Below are 17,037 nucleotides of genomic sequence, written 5' to 3' on the forward strand. Positions count from 1 at the left end.
GCTGTGCCCGGGACCCCTGCTGTGCCCGGGACCTCTGTCGGGTGGGGAATCGACGTTGTCGCTCACCGTGCGCTCCAATCCGTGGTGGTCACTTCAGTCCCCCCGAGGTCAGGCCGGCGACGATCCGGCGCTGGAACAGCAGGACGGCGACGACCAGCGGCACGGTGGCGACCACCCCCGCCGCCATCTGGGTGCCGAACGGGCTGTCGTACGCGGCGACGCCGACGAACTGGGAGATGCGCACGGTCGCGGTCTGCATCTCCGGCCGGTTCACCATGGTCAGCGCGATGATGAACTCGTTCCACGCCACGACGAAGACGATGATCGCCGTGGTGAACACCCCCGGCACCGCGATCGGCAGGATCACCTTGCGGAACGCCTGCCCGGGCGTGCAACCGTCCACTCTGGCCGCCTCCTCCAGCTCGAACGGCAGCTGGCGGAAGAACGTGGTGAGGTACCAGATCGCCAGCGGCAGCGCGAACGACAGGTTCGGCACGACCATCGACTGGTAGGTGTTGATCCAGCCGATGCCGGTGAACAGCTTCAGCAGCGGTACCAGCAGTGAGATCCCGGGAAACATCGAGGTCGCGATGACCACGGCCAGCACGACGTTCGTGAACCGAAAGGTCAGCCGGGCCAGCGCGTAGCCGGCGATCGTGCCGAGCACGACGGTGAGCACCGTGGTGGCACCGGCGACCACCAGGCTGTTCAGCAACGCCCGGCCGAACTGGGTGTCCCCGCCGAACACCGCGCGGTAGTTCTCCAGCGACCACGGCGACGGCAGTACGGACATGTCGAAGATGTCGCTGGTGCGCCGGAAGCTGGACACCACCATCCAGTAGAACGGCGCCAGGCAGTACAGCACGATCACCGCGATGCCGAGGTGGGGCAACCAGCGGCGGGCGGCGCTCACCGGAACACCCCCGCTCACCGGAACACCCCCGCTCACCGGAACACTCCCGCCCGCCGGGCACGCCGCTCGCCGAGCAGGTCGGCGCCGAGCAGCCGGACGAAGACGAACGCCACCACCGCGACGTAGAGAAACAGGATCACCGCGTAGGCCGCGGCCGGACCGTAGCGCACCTGGTTGGCCTCGTCCCAGGCCAGCATCGACAACGTCTCCACCGCCCCCTTCTGCGCGCCGACCAACACGAACGGCAGGTCGAACATGCGCAGCGCGTCGAGCAGCCGGAACAGCACGGCCACCAGCAGTGCCGGCTTGACCAGCGGCAGCGTCACCCGCCAGAAGTGCTGCCACGCGCTCGCGCCGTCCAGCCGGGCGGCCTCGTGCACGTCGTGCGGGACGAGCTGCAGCCCGGCCAGCACCAGCAGCCCGACGAACGGCGCCGTCTTCCAGGTGTCGGCGATGATCACCGCGAGCTTGGCCGGCCAGCCGTCGGAGGTCCACAGCAGCTCGGTGCCGAGCACGGCGTTGGCCACTCCGTCGGACTGGAAGATCCACCGCCACAGCAGGCCGGCCACGGCCGTCGGGATCGCCCACGGCACCAGGATCGAGGCCCGCACCAGGCCGCGGCCGCGCACGGCGCGGTGCATCACCAGCGCCATGGCGACACCGACGACCACCTCCGCGGCCACCGTCGTGCCGGTGAACAGCGTGGTGTTGCCGAAGGCGGTCCAGAACCGCTCCGAGCCCAGCGCGGCCGCGTAGCTGTCCAGCCCGACGAACCGCTCGCCGGAGACGATGAAGCCGGACTCGTCGAGCTGCTCGCCGCCGCGGTACAGCGACTCGCGCACCGCGGCGACGAGCGGGTAGCCCACCACCAGCCCCAACACCAGGAAGGTGGGCGACAGCAGCAGCGTGGCGAGCCTGCCCTGCCGCATCGGCTCAGGACCCCTGGGCGATCTCGGCCAGCCGCCCCTGCAGGGTGGCCAGCGCCTGCTCGACCGGCACCTCGTCGCGCTGGGCCGCGTAGACGCTGTCCTGGATGGCGGCGGTGGCGTCGCCGTAGCGCACCAGCTCCGGCCGCGGCCGGGCCGAGCGGATCGACTGCTCCAGCACCTCCAGGTAGGGGTACTTCTCGCGCAGCACCGGATCGGCGTAGATCGCCGCCCTCGTCATCGGGTAGGCCGAGCCCTTCGCGTGCTCGCGCTGGGTGTCCACACTGGTCAGGTACGCGATGAAGTCTCGCGCGGTGGCCTGCTTGGTGGAGAACGTCGACACCGCCAGGTTGTTGCCGCCCAGAGTGGACACACCGGGTCCCCCGGCGCCCGGCAGCACCGTCACCCCGAACTTCCCGGCGACCTCCGACGAGCCGTCGGTGGCGCTCATCAGCGCGTGGATGTAGGCCCAGTTGCGGTGGAAGACCAGCCCGCCCTGCTGGAACGCCCTGCGCCCCTCCTCCTCCTTGAAGGTGATGGCGTCGGCCGGGATCACGCCCGAGCGGAAGCCCTCCACCAGGAACTCCAGGCCGGCCGTGGCCGCGGGGGTGTCCAGCCGCGGGTTGCCCCGCTCGTCGGTGACCTCACCACCGGCGGAGCCGACCGCCTCGGCGAAGTTCACCGTCAGGCCCTCGTACTTGTCGTGCTGGCCCGCGTAGCACGACATGCCCTCGGCCTCCGGCAGCGCGAGCACCGCCGCGCAGACCGCGCGCAGCTCGTCCCACGTCGCCGGCGGGCGCTGGCCGGCCCTGTCCAGCAGGTCGGTCCGGTAGTAGAGCATCCCGGCACCGGTGAAGTGCGGGATGGAGTAGAGCTGGCCGCGGTAGTGCGAGCCCTCCAGCGGCGAGGGCAGGAAGCCGTCCACGTCGAACCGCTCGGCGGGCAGCTCGGTGATCCAGCGCCGCGCGGCGAACTCGGCGTTCCACGGCAGGTCGATGGTGATCACGTCGTAGGCGTCCGACCTCGTCTGCGCCTGCTGCACGAGCTGCTGGCGCTGGCCGTCCGCGCCCTCGGGCAGCTCGACGATCCGCACCTGCTCGTCCGGGTGGGCGGCGTTCCACTCGGCCACCAGCTTCGGCACGGTGCCGGTGCCGTCCTTCAGGGTCGCGAAGGTGATCGGGCCGCGGCCGTCGTTGGTGCCGGTGGCGGGCGCGTCGCCGCCACCACCACAGGCCGTGGTCACCAGCGCCACGGCGGCCAGCGCCGCGGTCAGTGCTCTCCTCATCGTGTCTCCTCCGGGATGGGTGCCGACGTGAGGCTGTCGACGTTGATGACACTGTCGACGCTGTCGACGCTGTCGACGTTGACGACGCTGCCGGTGCGGCGGGCCCGCTCCGCCGCCCACACCAGCCGGTGGGTGGCGAGGCTGTCCCTGCCGCTGGTGAGGATCCGGCCCGGGTCCCCCTCGGCGACCCCGGCGACGAACGCGTCCACGATGGCCTGGTCGCCACCGCCGTGCCCGTCGTCGGCGGTGGCGCCGGCCGTGTCGATCCGGATCACCTCGGTGCCGCCGAGGAAGTCGTGGACGGTGATGCTCTCGCCGTCGCCCTCCAGGGAGCCGCGGGTGCCGAAGATCCGGGTGCGCCGGTGGCCGACCGGGGCGAACGCGGTCATGGTGAACGAGGCGGTGACACCGCCGGTGTACTCGATGTCGACCACCTGGTGGTCCACGACGTCGTTGTCGCAGGCGTAGACGCAGCGGCCGTACGGTCCCTCGCGCAGCGCGGCGCGGACCCCGGCCTCGGTGCGATCGTCGGTCACCACCGACAGCGGCCAGTGCCGCTCGGGCTGGCGCACCAGTGGAAGGTAGATTCGCGGCGCCGAGTACGGGCAGGTGGGCTCGACGGCGCAGTCGAGGCAGCGGTCGGCGGCGCCGGGCGGCCGGCGCTCGGGGCGGAACTCGTACAGGCCGCCGAAGGAGGACACCCGCACGGCGGGCCGGCCGATGACGTGCGCCAGCCAGTCCAGGTCGTGGCAGGACTTCGCCATCAGCATGAACGTGGACTCGTCCTCGCGCCGCCAGTTGCCCCGCACGTAGGAGTGCGCGTGGTGCCACCAGCCGACCGGCTCCAGGTGCTCGACGGTGACCACGTCGCCGATCCGGCCACTGTCCACGATGTCCTTGAGTCGGCGGGAGTACGGCGTGTAGCGCAGCACGTGGCAGACCGCCAGCAGCACCCCGGCCTCCTCCGCGGCGCGGACGATCCGCTCGCAGTCCGCCTCCGTCGTGGCCATCGGCTTCTCCAGCAGCAGGTGGTAGCCGCGCCGGGCGAGCGCGACGGCCGGCTCGGCGTGCGCCCGGTCCTGGGTGGCGATCACCGCGACGTCGGCGAGCCGGGGCCGGTCGGCCAGCTCCCGCCAGTCGGCGAACACCGTCTCGGTGGGCACCGCGTGCTCGGCGGCGAGCGTCGCGCGCGGGAACTCCCGCGGCTCGGCCAGCGCCACGACGCGGGCCCGGTCGGTGCGGGCGGCGCACGTGGCGTAGGTCGTCCCGCGGGAGCCCGCCCCGACGATCGCGATGGTCACCGGCCTCGACACCCGGCCTCCCGGTAGGGTCAGAGTTATTAATGAAAGTTCCTTTAATTAGTGCGCCATGGTTTATCATTCGGTTCGTCCCAGGTCAAGGGAGAGTGGGTGGCGAAGATCCAACCGGCCGGCGGCCAGTCGCTGCTGCGGCTGATCAACTCGGTGGCCGTGCTGTCCGCGCTGCGCGAGGCGGGCCCGGCGACGCTGAGCGACCTGGCGGCCCGCACCGGGCTGTCCCGGCCCACCGTGGAGGCCGCCGTCGACGACCTCGTCGAGCAGGGGTGGGCCGAGGAGCTGCAGGCGGGCGCGGAGCGCCGGGTCGGCCGGCCGGCCCGGCGGTACGCGTTCCGCGCCGACAGCGGGTACGTGCTCGGTCTCGACGTCGGCGCGCACCGCGTGCTCGGCGTGCTCGCCGACCTCAACGGCCGGCAGGTGCACACCCACGAGACCCGGGTCGACCCGCAGCTCGACGCGGAGAGCCGGCTGTCGGTGGTGCGCAAAATGGCCACCCGCTGCCTGTCCGGCGGTGGCGTCCCGCGGTCCCGGCTGATGGCCGCCGGCGTCGGCACGCCCGGCGTCGTCGCCAGGGACGGCACGGTGACCCTGTCCACCGTGCTGCCCGGCTGGGTCCGGCTGCCGCTGGCCCGCCGGCTCGGCCGGTCACTGTCCTGCCCGGTGCTGGTGGACAACGACGCCAACCTGGCCGCGCTGGCCGAGCGGTCGCACGGGGTGGCGCGCGATGTCGACGACCTGATCTACCTGCTGATCGGGCGGCGGATGGGTGCGGGGCTGATCCTCGGCGGCCGGGTGCACCAGGGTTTCGGCGGCGCGGCCGGGGAGATCGGGCTGCTGGACCCGAAGAAGTGGGAGCACTGCCGGGAGCTGCTGCTCGGGCCGGCCACCACCGAGCCGACGGTTGAGCACGACCACCAGGTGACCGAACGGATCCTCACCGCCGCCCGCGGCGGCGACGCCGACGCGTTGGGCATCGTCGACGAGTTCTGCGCGGTGCTGGCCCAGCACGCCGCGGCGATGACGCTGACCGTGGACCCGGAGATGATCGTGCTCGGCGGCGGCCTCGCCAGCGCCGGCGACCTGCTGTTGCCCCGGCTGGAGCGGCATATGGACCGGGTGTGCCTGCGCACCCCCCGGCTGGCCGCCTCGACCGTCGGCCAGGAGGCGGTGGTGCTCGGCGCGGTCCGGCTGGCGCTGCACGCCGCCGACGAGGCCCTGCAACAACAAGCCGGCGCCCCCGCCCCCACCTGACGGTCGTGTTCGCCGGCTGCGTCCGCGTGTTCGCCGGCTGCGTCCGCGTGTTCACCGGCTGCGTCCGCGTGTTCGCCGGCTGCGTCCGCGTGTTCGCCGGCTGCGTCGCGCGTTGGCCGCGCGCGACGCCGACGTGACGACGGGAACGGCGAACACGCGGTTGCCCGGGGTGGTCAGGTGTAGCGCGACCACCAGCGGGTACGGATCGGGGCGTGCGGTGGGTCGTGGCGCTGCGGGCGCTGAAGCTGGGCGACCTCCTCGTCGCCGTCCCGGCACTGCGGGCGATCCGGCGGGCGTGGCCGGACCACGAGCTCGTGCTCGCCACCTCGGGCTGGCTGCGCCCGGTGGTCGAGCTCGCCGGGTGCGTCGACACCGTGCTGCCCACCCACGGGATGGCGCCACTACCGGCCCGCCCGACCCGCCCGGACGTGGCGGTCAACCTGCACGGCACCGGGCCGCGGAGCACGGCCGTGCTGGACGCGCTGCGCCCTCGGCGGCGGATCGGCCACCGCGGGCACGGCTGGCCCGGCCCGGAGTGGGTGGACGACCTGCACGAGCGGGAGCGGTGGTGCCGGCTGCTCCGGGCGCACGAGGTGCCCGCCGACGGCGGCGACCTGCTGCTCACCCCGCCACCGGCGCCCGGCCCGGCACCGGGCGCGGTGGTGGTGCACCCCGGCGCCGCCTACGGGAGCAAGCGGTGGCCGGTGGAGCGGTTCGCCCTGGTGGCCGGGCGGTTGCGAGCGGAAGGCCACCGGGTGGTGGTGAGCGGGTCGGCCGCGGAGCGCGCGCCGGCGGAGTGGCTGCGCCGCAGGGCCGGGCTCGCCCGCGCCGACGTGCTGGCCGGCCACACCGGGCTGGCCGATCTCGCCGCGCTGGTGGCCGGCGCGCGGCTGGTGGTCTCCGGTGACACGGGCGTGGCGCACCTGGCGTACGGCTTCCGCACGCCGTCGGTCACCCTGTTCGGCCCGGTGCCGGCCCGCCACTGGGGCCCGCCGGAGGGCGGCCCACACCGGGTGCTGTCGGCCGACCACCTCCGGCGCGGCGACCCGTTCGCCGACACCCCCGACCCGGCCCTGCTCGGCGTGACCGTGGCCGAGGTGCTCGCCGCCGTCGAGGCGTTGCCGGCGGACCGTCCGGCGGCGAAACCCGTCGCGCCCTGACCGGGCGCGCGACTAGGCTCGCGGCATGCGTTGACCTCTGCCCGGTGGCCGGGCACCCCCACACCTCTCCTTCGTGTCGACCCCGTTTCCGATCGCCCGAAGGAGATCCTTCGATGAGCACCACCGTGCCCATCCCCGTTCCCGAAGCGCTGGCCGCGCTGCTTCGCGCGCACCACGGTGCCGCCGGTCACGCCTTCGTCACCGCGCTGCCCGCGTTGGCCGCGGACGTGCTGGACCGCTGGGCGTTGCGCCCCGACGGCCCCGCCCGGCACGGGATGGCCTCGCTCGTGCTGCCGGTGCGGCGCGCCGACGGCACGCCGGCCGCGCTCAAGCTCCGGCTGGTCACCGAGGAGAACGCCGGCGAGCCGATCGGTCTGCGCCGGTGGGGCGGCGCCGGCGTGGTGCGCCTGCTCGACCACGATCCGAGGACCGGGGCCCTGCTGCTGGAACGCCTCGACGCCACCCGCCCCCTGTCCGCGCTGGCCGACGACGACACCGCGCTGCGGATCGTCGCCGAGCTGCTGGCTCGGCTGGTCGCGGTGCCCGCGCCGGCCGGCCTGCGAACCCTCGCCGGGGTCGCCACGGCGATGCTCGAGGAGGCGCCCCGCGCGGTGCCCGCCCTGCGCGACCCCACCGAGCGCCACCTGGTCCGGGCCTGCGCCGGCGCGGTCGCCGAGTTGGTCGACGACGCCGGGGACCGGCTGCTGCACTGGGACCTGCACTACGACAACGTCCTCGCCGGAACCCGGGAGCCCTGGCTGGCCATCGACCCGGAGCCGCTGGCCGGTGACCCCGGCTTCGACCTGCTACCCGCGTTGACCAGCCGGTGGGACGCGGTGGTGGTCACCGGCGACGTCGAGCGGGCGGTGCTTCACCGCTTCGACCTGCTCAGCGAGGCCGTCACCGTGGACCGCCGGCGCGCGGCCGGCTGGACCCTCGGGCGGGTGCTGCAGAACGCGCTGTGGGACGTCGCGGACGGCAAGCCCACCCTGGACCCCGAGCAGGTGGCCATCGGCACCGCGCTGCTGGAGCACCGCTGGCGGTGACCGGCCCGCGCGGCCGGGCTCGACCACGGCCGCGCAGGGTTGGCCGGCCACGGGTCGGGGTAACCCCGGGTGACACCGTGAGTCACCCGTCCGGCGGGTGTTGACTCGTCCGGTGCGCGCTTGGGCGAGAAAGGCGGCCAGACGATGCCGACGCGTATGTCAGAGGTGGGTGACAAGCGCCACCTTCAGGTCACCATGTCCCGACCACGACCCGTCCGCCGGGTCACGCCCCCGGCCGAGCCACCCGTCCTGCCCGAGCGATCCCTCGCCGGCTACGTGCACGCGGTCGCCGCGGAGCTGGGCGTCGGACCCGCGGGCACCGGGGTGGAGGTGGCGGACGTGAACACCGGCTACGTCGCCCTTCCCCAGCGCTGCCCGAGGTACCCGAACCGCGACCTGATGCTCGTGTGGGGCGACCGGGACGGCTGGGTCGTGGCGGTGGAGACCGACCCGGCCGAGGAGCCGGTGATCGTCGCCTACTTCGCCGACGACGTCCTGCCCGAGCCCGCCGAGGTGGCCCGGTTCGTCCGCGGACTCGGCGCGGGCGAGCCGGTGGGCCTGGTGGTGCCGCCGCGGTGGCGGGAGCGCAGCGCCACCGGCGACCTGGCCGCCCGCCTGGAGCGCTACGCCCCGCACGCCCGGTACTTCCCACCACCATTCTGAGCGCCTGAGCGCACGCCAGCCCGGCCCTCCCGCCGCTCGCGGCCGCGGCCGTTCCGGTGCGCCACCGGCTCCGCGTGCCGCGGCCCACAGTGCCGACAGGCCCCAATCCGATCGAACGCACGCTGTCCGGCCAGGCCAGCACGTCGCCGTGGTCTGCCCACTCTCGGTCTTCTCGGTAACCCGTTCCCAGCGCGCCCGCCGCGCGAGAGGCGTCCCTTCGCGGAACCCGCCGTGGCACCAAGGCGGCCGCCGCTGCTACTCACCGAACAGCGGCGGCCTTGACCGGCCCCGGCGTCCGGACACCGAGCCAGCCCGCACGGCGAGTACCCACCCACCACCGCCTCCACCCGCCCTGCGCGCGATTGGCGGCAAATCCTTCGATCGGCGCCGAGCCGGCGGCACCGGCAGAACGGCTCCCGTCGCGGCCCGGCGACCGGGATGATCGCTCCCGGCGCCCGCCGCGCGAACCGTTCGCCGCGGGCTGGTCGCCTGGAGGAACGCATGCCCACCGCCGTCCTGCTCGCCGCGACCGTGACCACCGGGCTCATGGCCGGCCTGTTCACCGGGTTCGCCTACGCCGTCATGCCGGGCCTGGCACGCACCGACGACCGCACGTTCGTCGAGGCCATGCGCCGGATCAACGAGGCCATCGTCAACGGCTGGTTCCTGCCCGCGTTCCTCGGCGCGCCGGTGCTGTCGGCGGTGGCCGTGGTGCTGCGGCCCGGCGGTGCTGACGTGCTGCCGTGGCTGGTGGCCGGCCTTGCGCTGAACGCGGTCGGGATGTTCGGGGTGACCGTCGCCGCCAACGTCCCGCTCAACAACCGGCTCGCCGCGGCCGACGACCCCGCGGCCGCGCGGACCTGGTTCGAGCGCCGCTGGGTGCGGTGGAACGTGGTACGCGCCGTGGCGGCGCTGGGCGCGTTCTGCTGCCTCGCACTGGCACTCGTCAGGTAGGACCGAACGGGCTGAGCGAGGTGCCCCACCGCTCTACCATGAGCCCGATGAGGTCAGCGCGGAACCGGGATACGACCGGCGCCGCGGCGTGCGGGCACCGCGGCTGCACCGACGACACTCGCCCCCGCTGGTGGACGGTGCCCAACGGGATCACCGCGCTCCGCACGGTCGGCACGGTACTGCTGTGCATGGTCGCCGCGGGCGACGGCGGGCTCGGATGGCTGCTGGCCGCGCTGGCGAGCTACTGGCTGGGCGACATGGCCGACGGGCTGGTCGCCAGGGTGACCAGGACCGAGACCCGGACGGGCGCGGTGCTGGACATCCTCGCCGACCGGTTGTCGGTCTGCCTCATCGTCACCCTCTACGTGGTCGCCCATCCCGCGGCCGCGCTGCCGGCCGGGATGTTCCTGGTGCAGTTCGTCGTGCTGGACGCCTACCTCAGCCTGGCGTTCCTCGACTGGCCACTGCTCAGCCCGAACTACTTCGGGCTGGTCGACGCCCGGGTCTTCCGGTGGAACTGGTCGCCACCGGCGAAGGTGCTCAACACCGCCGCGGTCGTGCTGCTGTGGCTGCTCACCCAGCACGTCGTGGCGACCACGGCGCTCGCGCTGCTGGTGCTGGCGGTGAAGGTCGCCACCGCGGTCCGGCTGGCCCGGCGCGGCGGCGCCGGCGCCCGCGCGGAGTGCGCGGTCCGGCTCGCCCAGCCGGCACCGTGACCGGGTGGCTGGCCGCGACCCTGGGCACCGGCGTGGTGTCGGCACTGCTGCCGGTGGTGAACATGGAGGTGTACCTGGTCGGCGTGCTGGCCGCCCGGCCCGACCTGCCGTGGGCGGCGATGGGGGTCGCCGCCGCGGTCGGGCAGATGGTCGGCAAGCTGTGCTACTTCTACGCCGGGCGGGGCGGCGTGCGGCTCGGCCGGCGGCGGTTGCGGCGGCGGGCTGACCCCGCCCGCGCCGGCCGGTGGGCGACAGACGTGCGCCGGTTCCGGGACGCCGTGGCGCTACGCCCGGTCGCGGCCGGCGCCATCCTGTTCCTGTCGGCCGGCACCGGCGTGCCGCCGTTCGCGGTGCTCGCGGTGGTCGCCGGTGCGGCGGGCATGCCCGCGCCGCGGTTCGTGGTGCTCGGGTTGGCGGGGCGCACCCTCCGGTTCTGCGCCCTCGCCGCCGTGCCGTCGCTGCTCGGCTGGTTCTGACCCCGGTTCGGGCCCGGCCTGGTCCCCTGGTCGAGGCGCGGCCGGGCGGGTGCGCGGTGGCCGGCCTCGCCCAGGCCGGCCAGGGCGTCCGGCGGGGAGAGGGGTGGCGGCTCTCGATCGAGACGCGGACGGTGTACCGGCTCGACTCGACGGCCGTCGCCGGGTCCGCCGGGGCCTCGGGCAGCTGCTGGCTCTGGCGCTGCTCACGACCGGTTCGCCCCCGAGCGTCCCGTTCCCGTCAGCGGGTGACGTCGCGGCGCGACCTGTACCGGGTGGACAGCGTCTCCGCGACACCGACCAGCCCGACCGCGGCGATCACCGCGACGATGAAGCCGAGCACGTTGAGCTCGAAGATGTCGCCGGTGTCGAGGAGGTTGGCGACGGTGCCACCGATCACCGAGCCGGCGAGGCCCAGCAGCAGGGTGGCGAGCAGACCGAGGTTCTGCTTGCCCGGCTTGATCAGCCGGGCGAGCGCGCCGATGATCAGCCCCGCGACGATGAACCCGATCATGCCGTCCTCCTGGTCGCCTCGTCCCACCCCGAGGCTAGTACGGCGACCGGCGCGCGCAACCTCATCCGCCAGCGCGGGTGAGCCGCTGGATGGCGACGCTGCCCAGCGCCTCCGGGCCGGTCCCCAGCACGTGGGCTCAGGATACGCGGGCAGCTCCGTGGTCGTTTCGCTCGGCCATCCCGACCTTCCCGGAACGTAGCACTATCGGGCGATCGAAGACACATAAACCGGACACACGAAAGCACCACCCGATCGGTTGAAGACACCATTCTTTTGCCCGGGAGTCCGTTGTATACACCGACTGCGGCGGATACGCTAATTTTTCCGACCGAATGACCTTCCCTGGAGGTGCGGACAATGATTCATGATCAATTAATCCGGTCGCCGTTCCCGCTCACCGGCACGACCGAGAAGACGGCGCACGACGTGGTCGCGCTCGTCGAGTCCGGCGAGGACGGCATCGGCGACCTGCCCACTCCCCATGAGATCCACGACCTGGCCCTGTTGCTGCTCGCCCTGGCCGCGCTGTTGTCGCCGAACAAGGGTGACGAGGGCCCCATCGAGGACCGCGCCACGGAGTTCCGGCAGGAGCTCGAGTTCGCCTGGATGTCGTGACGCCCCCGCCACGGGGAACGCACACCAGTTGTTCGTTGGAAACGCTTTCGCTGAAGGTGGAGAATGCGTGAACCCGACGTCGACACGGCGGTCGACGCGCTGGCGGGCGCCGTCTCGCACGCGTTGCGGATCTCGGTCGGGTCGCGCCCGAACGAAAATTTCTCACTCCGCGAGGGCATGCCCGGTTGGAACGGCGACGGACAGGCGCGGCTGGCCGCGCTGCGGGTGCTGGGCGCGGACGCGCTGGCACCGTTCGTTCTGGCCGGGCACACCCTTGCCGACGAGGACGTCGACCTGGTTCTCCGGGCCATGCGGCTCCATCCCGCCCCGGACGCGCCGGACCCGAACCGGACCAGGTTGTGGGCGCTGCGGGACTGGGCGGTGATCTCGGTCCTGCACCGCCTGAACGCGCGGCCCGTTCCGGTGCCCGCCCGCCCGCGGGGCATCGGGGAACGGCGGTGGCAGGCGTGGTGCGCGGAGCTCGTCCGGCTGTCCAGCCTCGCCCTGCCCACCATCGACAGCCCACCGCGGGCCGAGGTCGCCACCCGGCGGCTCGACCTGGACCGCGGACTGACCCGGGCCCTGCTCCGGCGCGACCACCTGAGCGCGGCGCGGCTGGCCCGGTGGCAGGCGCTGGACCACGTCGAGGACAGCGACGTCCACCTGCCGTCGGTGCTCGACCACCTCACCGTGCTGGCCGGTGACCGCCCCCGCGTCCGGCTGGAGGTCACCCTCGCCGGGCTGCTCATGCGAAGGGGGCGATGACGGCGATGACGCAGCCCTCCCTCGTCACGTCCGGGGAACGCCTGTGCGCGCAGGCCATGCGTTGGCTGTGGGAGGCGCGCCGGCACTTCGTGCTGCCGCCATCGGTGTCGTCGGTGGACCTGGTCGACGTCCAGACGTTCAAGACGCTGAGCGAGCTGGCCCTGGCCGGCTGGGTCGTGCGCCGGGAGGGGGCGGCGGGGTCGGACACCCGCAAGGGCGCCTGCGACCTGCTCGACTTCGTGTGGGAGCAGTTCCACCGCGGCGACCTGCTCCACCGGATGCTGCTCCGCAACCCCGCCGCCACGCACCCCATCGAGGTGTACTCGACGCTGTACGCGGCCGGGTACCGGCACGAGGGGTTGCACCAACTCATCCGCCACCTGCTCACCCTGCGCAGCTACCGGGCGTTGGACCTCGTGCCCAACCGGAAGCTCGGCGTGGCCGCGGCGATCCGCCGGCTCGGCCTCACCCCGTGGGCCGACGACGCGGAGCTCCTGGCCGGAACGTGGTTGGGCGGGCTCCCGGAGCCGTGGATGATCGACACCTACAACGCGTACTCCGTCACCCACACGGTCTTCCACCTCACCGACCACGGCGCCGCTCCCGACCGCATCCCCACCGAGCTGGGCGACTACCTGCGCCGGTGGTTGCCGGTGTGGCTGGACGTGTACGCGGAGGCCGGGTTCTGGGACCTGCTGGGCGAACTGCTCATCGTGCACGGCTATCTCGACGATCCGGACGAGGATCCCGCACCGTGGCAGCGGTTCGTCCAGGCCCAACACGACGACGGCATGATGCCCAACGGCATCAACCAGCCCACCCCGGACCCGGTCGCCCGCGCCCTGACCCACTACCACCCCACGGTCGTCGCGGCCATCGCCGGAACGTTGGCGGTGTCCCGCGGCCTGGCGGCGGTGTCGCCGGACGGGAACGGCACCCGGTGAACGCCCCCATCGTCGAACCAGCCCAGCTACGCGACGCGCTCCGGCAGTACGTCCGGCCGCTCGTCACCGAGGGCCAGGCCCCCGGGGCCGTCATCGGAGCCGTCCACGCCGGACAGGCCACCATGGTCTGCGCGGGTCACACCGCCTGGGGCCGAGGACGGCCGGTGGGGCCCGGCACGGTCTTCGAGCTCGGTTCCGTCAGCAAGACCTTCACCGGCCTGCTGCTGGCCGAGATGGTCGATCGCGGCCAGGTGGGTTACGACGACCGGGTCGTCGAGTACCTGCCTCCCCGCGCGGTCCCCGCCGACCCCGACGCCGGCCGCATCACCCTCGCCGAGCTGGCGACGCACACCGCCGGCCTGCCCCGCGCCCCTGGCGCGGTCTACCGCACGATGCTGCGCTCGGGCTGGACCAACCCCTACGCGCACTACACCGTCGAAGACCTCTACCGCACCACCGCACGGCTGCGCACTCGGCACCGGCGGGGCCGGTACCGGTACTCCAGCCTGGGTTTCGGACTCCTCGGGTGCGCGCTGGCCAACGCGGCCGGCGACAGCTTCGAGCGTCTGCTCACCGACCGTGTCCTGGCCCCACTGGGCATGACCGGCACCACGACCGAACCGGGTGGCGCCGGGGACGCCATCGGGCACCGCCGCGGAAGGCCGACCGCGCCGTGGACGTTCCAGGCCCTGGCCGGCGCCGGAGCGGTGCGCTCCAGCGCCGCCGACCTCCTGCGCTACCTCCGAGCGCAGCTGAGCCCCGACACGAGCGCCCTGGCCACCGCCCTCCGCCACAGCCAGGAGCCCCGGCACCGGCAGCCCCACGGCGACCACCTCTGCCTGGCCTGGTTCCACCGGGTCGTCCGTGGCCGCCCCCTGCTGTGGCACGACGGCGCCACCAGCGGCTTCAGCGCCTTCGTGGGCCTGAGCCCCACCACCGGCACCGGTGTCTTCCTTCTCGCCAACGTCATGCCCACCCGGCGCCAGCCCGCCGTGCGGGCCGGCCGCCGGGCGTTCTCCGACCTGCTCAGGCGGTGCTGACCCGGGCCTCCCCCGGTCCGCGACTCACTCCACCCACTCGTACTCGTAACGGTCACGAACGAACCGGTTGAAGAAGCGGCCCTTGCTGCCGGCGGCCAACAGGCGGCGGTGGATGGCCCTGGCGACGCCGAAGTAGCGGTACACCCGGTCGTTGTGGAACTCCACCTCCAGTACACGCTCGTCGGGGTCGTACCCGACCGCACGAAGGCTCGACGACTCGACAGGGCGCCGTCGCATCTCCGCTCCCCAGGTACCAGAGGACCGTCGTCGATCGCCATTGTCGAGCCACCCGCGCCGTCCCCGCATCGGCCACCCAGGCGAACCACGGCGTGTTCGCGCCTCCCGTCGCCGTGTTCGCGCGCGGCGGCGGCCAACACGGCGGCGACGCGGACGGCCAACACGCCGGTGGTCGAGGTGGTGACCATCACCCATCGCGACGTCCGAAAAGCGCGCGCCCCGCGTCCGGCGGGTGCTTAGGTTGCGTTCGTGGTCTCGAACGACACGCCGGTGGACCGGCGCAGCCTGCTCGCCGCCGCGGTGACCGTGGTGCTGTGGGCATCGGCCTTCGTGGCGATCCGCAGCGCGGGGACCGAGTTCTCGCCCGGCGCGCTCGCCCTCGGCCGGCTCCTCTCCGGATCGGCGGCGCTCGTGGTGATCCTGCTGCTGCGCGGCGAGGGCTGGCCGCCCAGGGCCGCGTGGCCGGGGATCGCCACCTCGGGCGTGCTCTGGTTCGGCGTCTACATGGTCGCGCTGAACGCCGGCGAGCAGGCGGTCGACGCCGGCACCGCCGCGATGATCGTCAACATCGGCCCGATCCTGATCGCGGTGTTCGCCGGCTGGCTGCTCCGCGAGGGATTTCCCGCCCGCGTGCTCGCCGGCATGGCGGTGTCGTTCGCCGGCGCGCTCGTGGTGGGCGTCTCCATGGCCGACGGCGGGCGGGCCTCCGTGCTCGGCGTGCTGCTGTGCCTGCTGGCCGCGGCGACCTACGCCGCCGGCGTGCTCGGCCAGAAGCCGGCACTACGGCACGCCTCGGCGTTGCAGGTCACCACGTTCGGCTGCCTCACCGGCACGGTGGCGTGCCTGCCGTTCGCCGGGCAGCTGGTCGACGAGCTGGCCACGGCGTCGTGGTCGGCCACCGCGAACCTGGTCTACCTCGGCGTGTTCCCCACCGCGCTCGCGTTCACCACCTGGGCCTACGCGCTGGCCCGCACCACCGCCGGCCGGATGGGCGCCACCACCTACGCGGTGCCGGCCGTCGTGGTGCTGATGTCGTGGCTGGCGCTCGGCGAGGTGCCCGGGTGGCTGACCCTGGCCGGCGGCGTGCTGTGCCTGGCCGGGGTGGCCGTCTCCCGGTCCCGCCGCAGGGCCCGCACCACCGCCCGGCCCGCGCCGGTGGACTGATCACCGGACCTCGCGCGGGCGGGGCGGCGCGCTCTATCGTGGCGGCACCTCCGCGAAAGGACGTGCCATGCCGCCGGAACCGGAACCACTCGTCCGCGCCGCCGTGGTCCAGGCGGCACCCGTCGGCTTCGACCTCGCCGCGACGCTGGCGAAGGTGGAGCGGCTCACCGCCGATGCCGCCGCGGGTGGCGTCGACCTGGTCGTGTTCCCCGAGGCGTTCGTGTCCTGCTACCCCCGCGGCGTGACCTTCGGTGCGCTAATCGGCTCGCGCACCCCCGAGGGCAGGGCGCTGTACCGCCGGTACTGGAACTCCAGCGTCGACGTGCCCGGCCCGGCCACCGAACGACTCGGCGCCATCGCCGCCCGGCACCGCACCCACCTGGTGATCGGGGTGATCGAGCGCGGCGGCGCCACCCTGTACTGCACGGCACTCACCTTCAACCCGCACGGCCGGCTGCTGGGCAAGCACCGCAAGCTGATGCCGACCGCCGCCGAGCGCCTGGTGTGGGGCTTCGGCGACGGCTCGACCCTGCCGGTGCACGACACCCCGATCGGCCGCATCGGGACCGCCATCTGCTGGGAGAACTACATGCCGCTGCTGCGCATGCACCTCTACGGCAGGGGCGTGCAGCTCTACTGCGCGCCGACCATGGACCACCGCGACGTCTGGGTCAGCAGCATGCGGCATGTCGCGCTGGAGGGCCGCTGCTTCGTGCTGTCCGCGTGCCAGTTCGCCCGCCGCGCCGACTACCCCGACGACTACCCGATCGAGGGTGTCGCGGACGGCCCGGACGCGGTGGTGTCCGCCGGCAACTCGGTGATCGTGGACCCGCTCGGGGAGGTTCTCGCCGGACCGGCCACCGGCGGGGAGACCATCCTGCGCGCCGAGCTGGACCTCGGCCGGGTCGCCGAGGGCAAGTACGACTTCGACGTCGCGGGCCACTACGCCCGGCCGGACGTCTTCACGCTGCTGGTGGACGAGCGGCCACGACCGCCGGTGAGGTCCACCGGAACCGACCCGCCGGACTGAGCCCGGCCGCTCCGGTCCGATCAGG

The 17,037-nt window shown here is 73.6% G+C and carries 19 protein-coding genes; 13 read left to right on the plus strand and 6 right to left on the minus strand.

Features of this window, described 5'->3' with window-relative positions; translation table 11 throughout:
* Positions 1-88: 88 nt before the first annotated feature.
* Genes BM051_RS03485 through BM051_RS03500 form a run of 4 tightly spaced genes read right to left on the minus strand, consistent with a single transcriptional unit; the run spans position 89 to position 4,437 of the window.
* A complete protein-coding gene (locus BM051_RS03485) occupies positions 89-931 on the minus strand; it encodes a carbohydrate ABC transporter permease (RefSeq protein WP_243859528.1) in 843 nt (280 codons plus the stop codon).
* A 14-nt stretch (positions 932-945) separates the two neighbouring features.
* Positions 946-1,842, minus strand: a complete 897-nt coding sequence (locus BM051_RS03490) for a carbohydrate ABC transporter permease (protein ID WP_092527742.1) — start codon at positions 1,840-1,842, stop codon at positions 946-948.
* Positions 1,843-1,846: 4 nt separating this feature from the next.
* The gene (locus tag BM051_RS03495; protein WP_092527745.1) at positions 1,847-3,124 is read right to left on the minus strand and encodes an ABC transporter substrate-binding protein; all 1,278 of its coding nucleotides are present in this window, start codon (positions 3,122-3,124) and stop codon (positions 1,847-1,849) included.
* Positions 3,121-4,437 (minus strand): Gfo/Idh/MocA family protein, encoded by a 1,317-nt coding sequence (locus tag BM051_RS03500; RefSeq protein WP_092527748.1) that lies wholly within the window; start codon positions 4,435-4,437, stop codon positions 3,121-3,123. Before BM051_RS03500 ends, BM051_RS03495 begins: the two co-directional genes overlap by 4 nt.
* A 96-nt stretch (positions 4,438-4,533) precedes the next feature.
* Between BM051_RS03500 and BM051_RS03505 the strand changes: the two genes are divergently transcribed.
* The 7 genes from BM051_RS03505 (at position 4,534) to BM051_RS03535 (ending at position 10,706) form a co-directional block, all read left to right on the plus strand.
* The gene (locus BM051_RS03505) at positions 4,534-5,691 is read left to right on the plus strand and encodes an ROK family transcriptional regulator (RefSeq protein ID WP_243859529.1); all 1,158 of its coding nucleotides are present in this window, start codon (positions 4,534-4,536) and stop codon (positions 5,689-5,691) included.
* A gap of 212 nt (positions 5,692-5,903) precedes the next feature.
* Positions 5,904-6,851, plus strand: a complete 948-nt coding sequence (locus BM051_RS03510) for a glycosyltransferase family 9 protein (protein ID WP_208325935.1) — start codon at positions 5,904-5,906, stop codon at positions 6,849-6,851.
* A 113-nt stretch (positions 6,852-6,964) separates the two neighbouring features.
* A complete protein-coding gene (locus tag BM051_RS03515) occupies positions 6,965-7,897 on the plus strand; it encodes an aminoglycoside phosphotransferase family protein (RefSeq protein ID WP_092527754.1) in 933 nt (310 codons plus the stop codon).
* A gap of 195 nt (positions 7,898-8,092) precedes the next feature.
* Complete coding sequence (locus BM051_RS03520) at positions 8,093-8,560, plus strand: DUF6292 family protein (protein ID WP_134046142.1); 468 nt, start codon at positions 8,093-8,095, stop codon at positions 8,558-8,560.
* A 501-nt stretch (positions 8,561-9,061) separates the two neighbouring features.
* A complete protein-coding gene (locus BM051_RS03525) occupies positions 9,062-9,514 on the plus strand; it encodes an anthrone oxygenase family protein (protein ID WP_092527760.1) in 453 nt (150 codons plus the stop codon).
* 47 nt (positions 9,515-9,561) lie between these two features.
* Entirely contained in the window at positions 9,562-10,230 is a 669-nt protein-coding gene (locus BM051_RS03530; protein ID WP_166677709.1) for a CDP-alcohol phosphatidyltransferase family protein, read from the plus strand.
* Positions 10,227-10,706 carry a hypothetical protein gene (locus BM051_RS03535; protein WP_092527766.1) on the plus strand — a complete coding sequence of 160 codons (480 nt, stop codon included), beginning with the start codon at positions 10,227-10,229 and terminating at the stop codon, positions 10,704-10,706. Before BM051_RS03530 ends, BM051_RS03535 begins: the two co-directional genes overlap by 4 nt.
* Positions 10,707-10,944: 238 nt before the next feature.
* On the opposite strand, the gene BM051_RS03540 is transcribed toward BM051_RS03535, so the two are convergent.
* Positions 10,945-11,217 (minus strand): GlsB/YeaQ/YmgE family stress response membrane protein, encoded by a 273-nt coding sequence (locus BM051_RS03540; protein ID WP_092527769.1) that lies wholly within the window; start codon positions 11,215-11,217, stop codon positions 10,945-10,947.
* 357 nt (positions 11,218-11,574) lie between these two features.
* Here BM051_RS03540 and BM051_RS03545 point away from each other — a divergent pair, with 357 nt between their 5' ends.
* The 4 genes from BM051_RS03545 to BM051_RS03555 all read left to right on the plus strand — a co-directional run bounded on the left by BM051_RS03545 (position 11,575) and on the right by BM051_RS03555 (position 14,581).
* Positions 11,575-11,832 (plus strand): hypothetical protein, encoded by a 258-nt coding sequence (locus BM051_RS03545; protein WP_092527772.1) that lies wholly within the window; start codon positions 11,575-11,577, stop codon positions 11,830-11,832.
* A 63-nt stretch (positions 11,833-11,895) separates the two neighbouring features.
* Positions 11,896-12,597: a hypothetical protein gene (locus tag BM051_RS03550; protein ID WP_092527775.1), complete on the plus strand. Its 702-nt coding sequence runs from the start codon at positions 11,896-11,898 to the stop codon at positions 12,595-12,597.
* 5 nt (positions 12,598-12,602) lie between these two features.
* Complete coding sequence (locus tag BM051_RS28910; RefSeq protein WP_166677710.1) at positions 12,603-13,541, plus strand: DUF6895 family protein; 939 nt, start codon at positions 12,603-12,605, stop codon at positions 13,539-13,541.
* The gene (locus BM051_RS03555; protein WP_166677711.1) at positions 13,538-14,581 is read left to right on the plus strand and encodes a serine hydrolase domain-containing protein; all 1,044 of its coding nucleotides are present in this window, start codon (positions 13,538-13,540) and stop codon (positions 14,579-14,581) included. The genes BM051_RS28910 and BM051_RS03555 overlap by 4 nt, the downstream gene beginning before the upstream one ends.
* A 24-nt stretch (positions 14,582-14,605) precedes the next feature.
* Here the strand turns inward: BM051_RS03555 and BM051_RS03560 are convergent, their stop codons facing one another.
* Positions 14,606-14,818 (minus strand): KTSC domain-containing protein, encoded by a 213-nt coding sequence (locus tag BM051_RS03560; protein WP_092527777.1) that lies wholly within the window; start codon positions 14,816-14,818, stop codon positions 14,606-14,608.
* A gap of 270 nt (positions 14,819-15,088) precedes the next feature.
* Here BM051_RS03560 and BM051_RS03565 point away from each other — a divergent pair, with 270 nt between their 5' ends.
* Both BM051_RS03565 and BM051_RS03570 read left to right on the plus strand, forming a co-directional pair.
* On the plus strand, positions 15,089-15,982 hold the full coding sequence (locus BM051_RS03565) for a DMT family transporter (RefSeq protein WP_166677729.1): 894 nt from the start codon (positions 15,089-15,091) through the stop codon (positions 15,980-15,982).
* A 67-nt stretch (positions 15,983-16,049) separates the two neighbouring features.
* The gene (locus BM051_RS03570) at positions 16,050-17,012 is read left to right on the plus strand and encodes a nitrilase-related carbon-nitrogen hydrolase (protein WP_092527780.1); all 963 of its coding nucleotides are present in this window, start codon (positions 16,050-16,052) and stop codon (positions 17,010-17,012) included.
* The last annotated feature ends 25 nt before the right edge of the window (positions 17,013-17,037 follow it).

This window comes from Amycolatopsis arida (genome assembly GCF_900115565.1).
In the GTDB taxonomy this organism is placed as follows: Bacteria; Actinomycetota; Actinomycetes; order Mycobacteriales; family Pseudonocardiaceae; genus Yuhushiella; species Yuhushiella arida.

Excerpts from the sequence above, each read along its gene's own strand:
- BM051_RS03490 (WP_092527742.1), bottom strand. The coding sequence starts at position 1,842 with ATGCGGCAGGGCAGGCTCGCCACGCTGCTGCTGTCGCCCACCTTCCTG.
- BM051_RS03495 (WP_092527745.1), bottom strand. The coding sequence starts at position 3,124 with ATGAGGAGAGCACTGACCGCGGCGCTGGCCGCCGTGGCGCTGGTGACC.
- BM051_RS03515 (WP_092527754.1), top strand. The coding sequence starts at position 6,965 with ATGAGCACCACCGTGCCCATCCCCGTTCCCGAAGCGCTGGCCGCGCTG.
- BM051_RS03520 (WP_134046142.1), top strand. The coding sequence starts at position 8,093 with ATGTCCCGACCACGACCCGTCCGCCGGGTCACGCCCCCGGCCGAGCCA.
- BM051_RS03525 (WP_092527760.1), top strand. The coding sequence starts at position 9,062 with ATGCCCACCGCCGTCCTGCTCGCCGCGACCGTGACCACCGGGCTCATG.
- BM051_RS03530 (WP_166677709.1), top strand. The coding sequence starts at position 9,562 with ATGAGGTCAGCGCGGAACCGGGATACGACCGGCGCCGCGGCGTGCGGG.
- BM051_RS03540 (WP_092527769.1), bottom strand. The coding sequence starts at position 11,217 with ATGATCGGGTTCATCGTCGCGGGGCTGATCATCGGCGCGCTCGCCCGG.
- BM051_RS03545 (WP_092527772.1), top strand. The coding sequence starts at position 11,575 with ATGATTCATGATCAATTAATCCGGTCGCCGTTCCCGCTCACCGGCACG.
- BM051_RS03550 (WP_092527775.1), top strand. The coding sequence starts at position 11,896 with ATGCGTGAACCCGACGTCGACACGGCGGTCGACGCGCTGGCGGGCGCC.
- BM051_RS28910 (WP_166677710.1), top strand. The coding sequence starts at position 12,603 with ATGACGCAGCCCTCCCTCGTCACGTCCGGGGAACGCCTGTGCGCGCAG.
- BM051_RS03560 (WP_092527777.1), bottom strand. The coding sequence starts at position 14,818 with ATGCGACGGCGCCCTGTCGAGTCGTCGAGCCTTCGTGCGGTCGGGTAC.
- BM051_RS03570 (WP_092527780.1), top strand. The coding sequence starts at position 16,050 with ATGCCGCCGGAACCGGAACCACTCGTCCGCGCCGCCGTGGTCCAGGCG.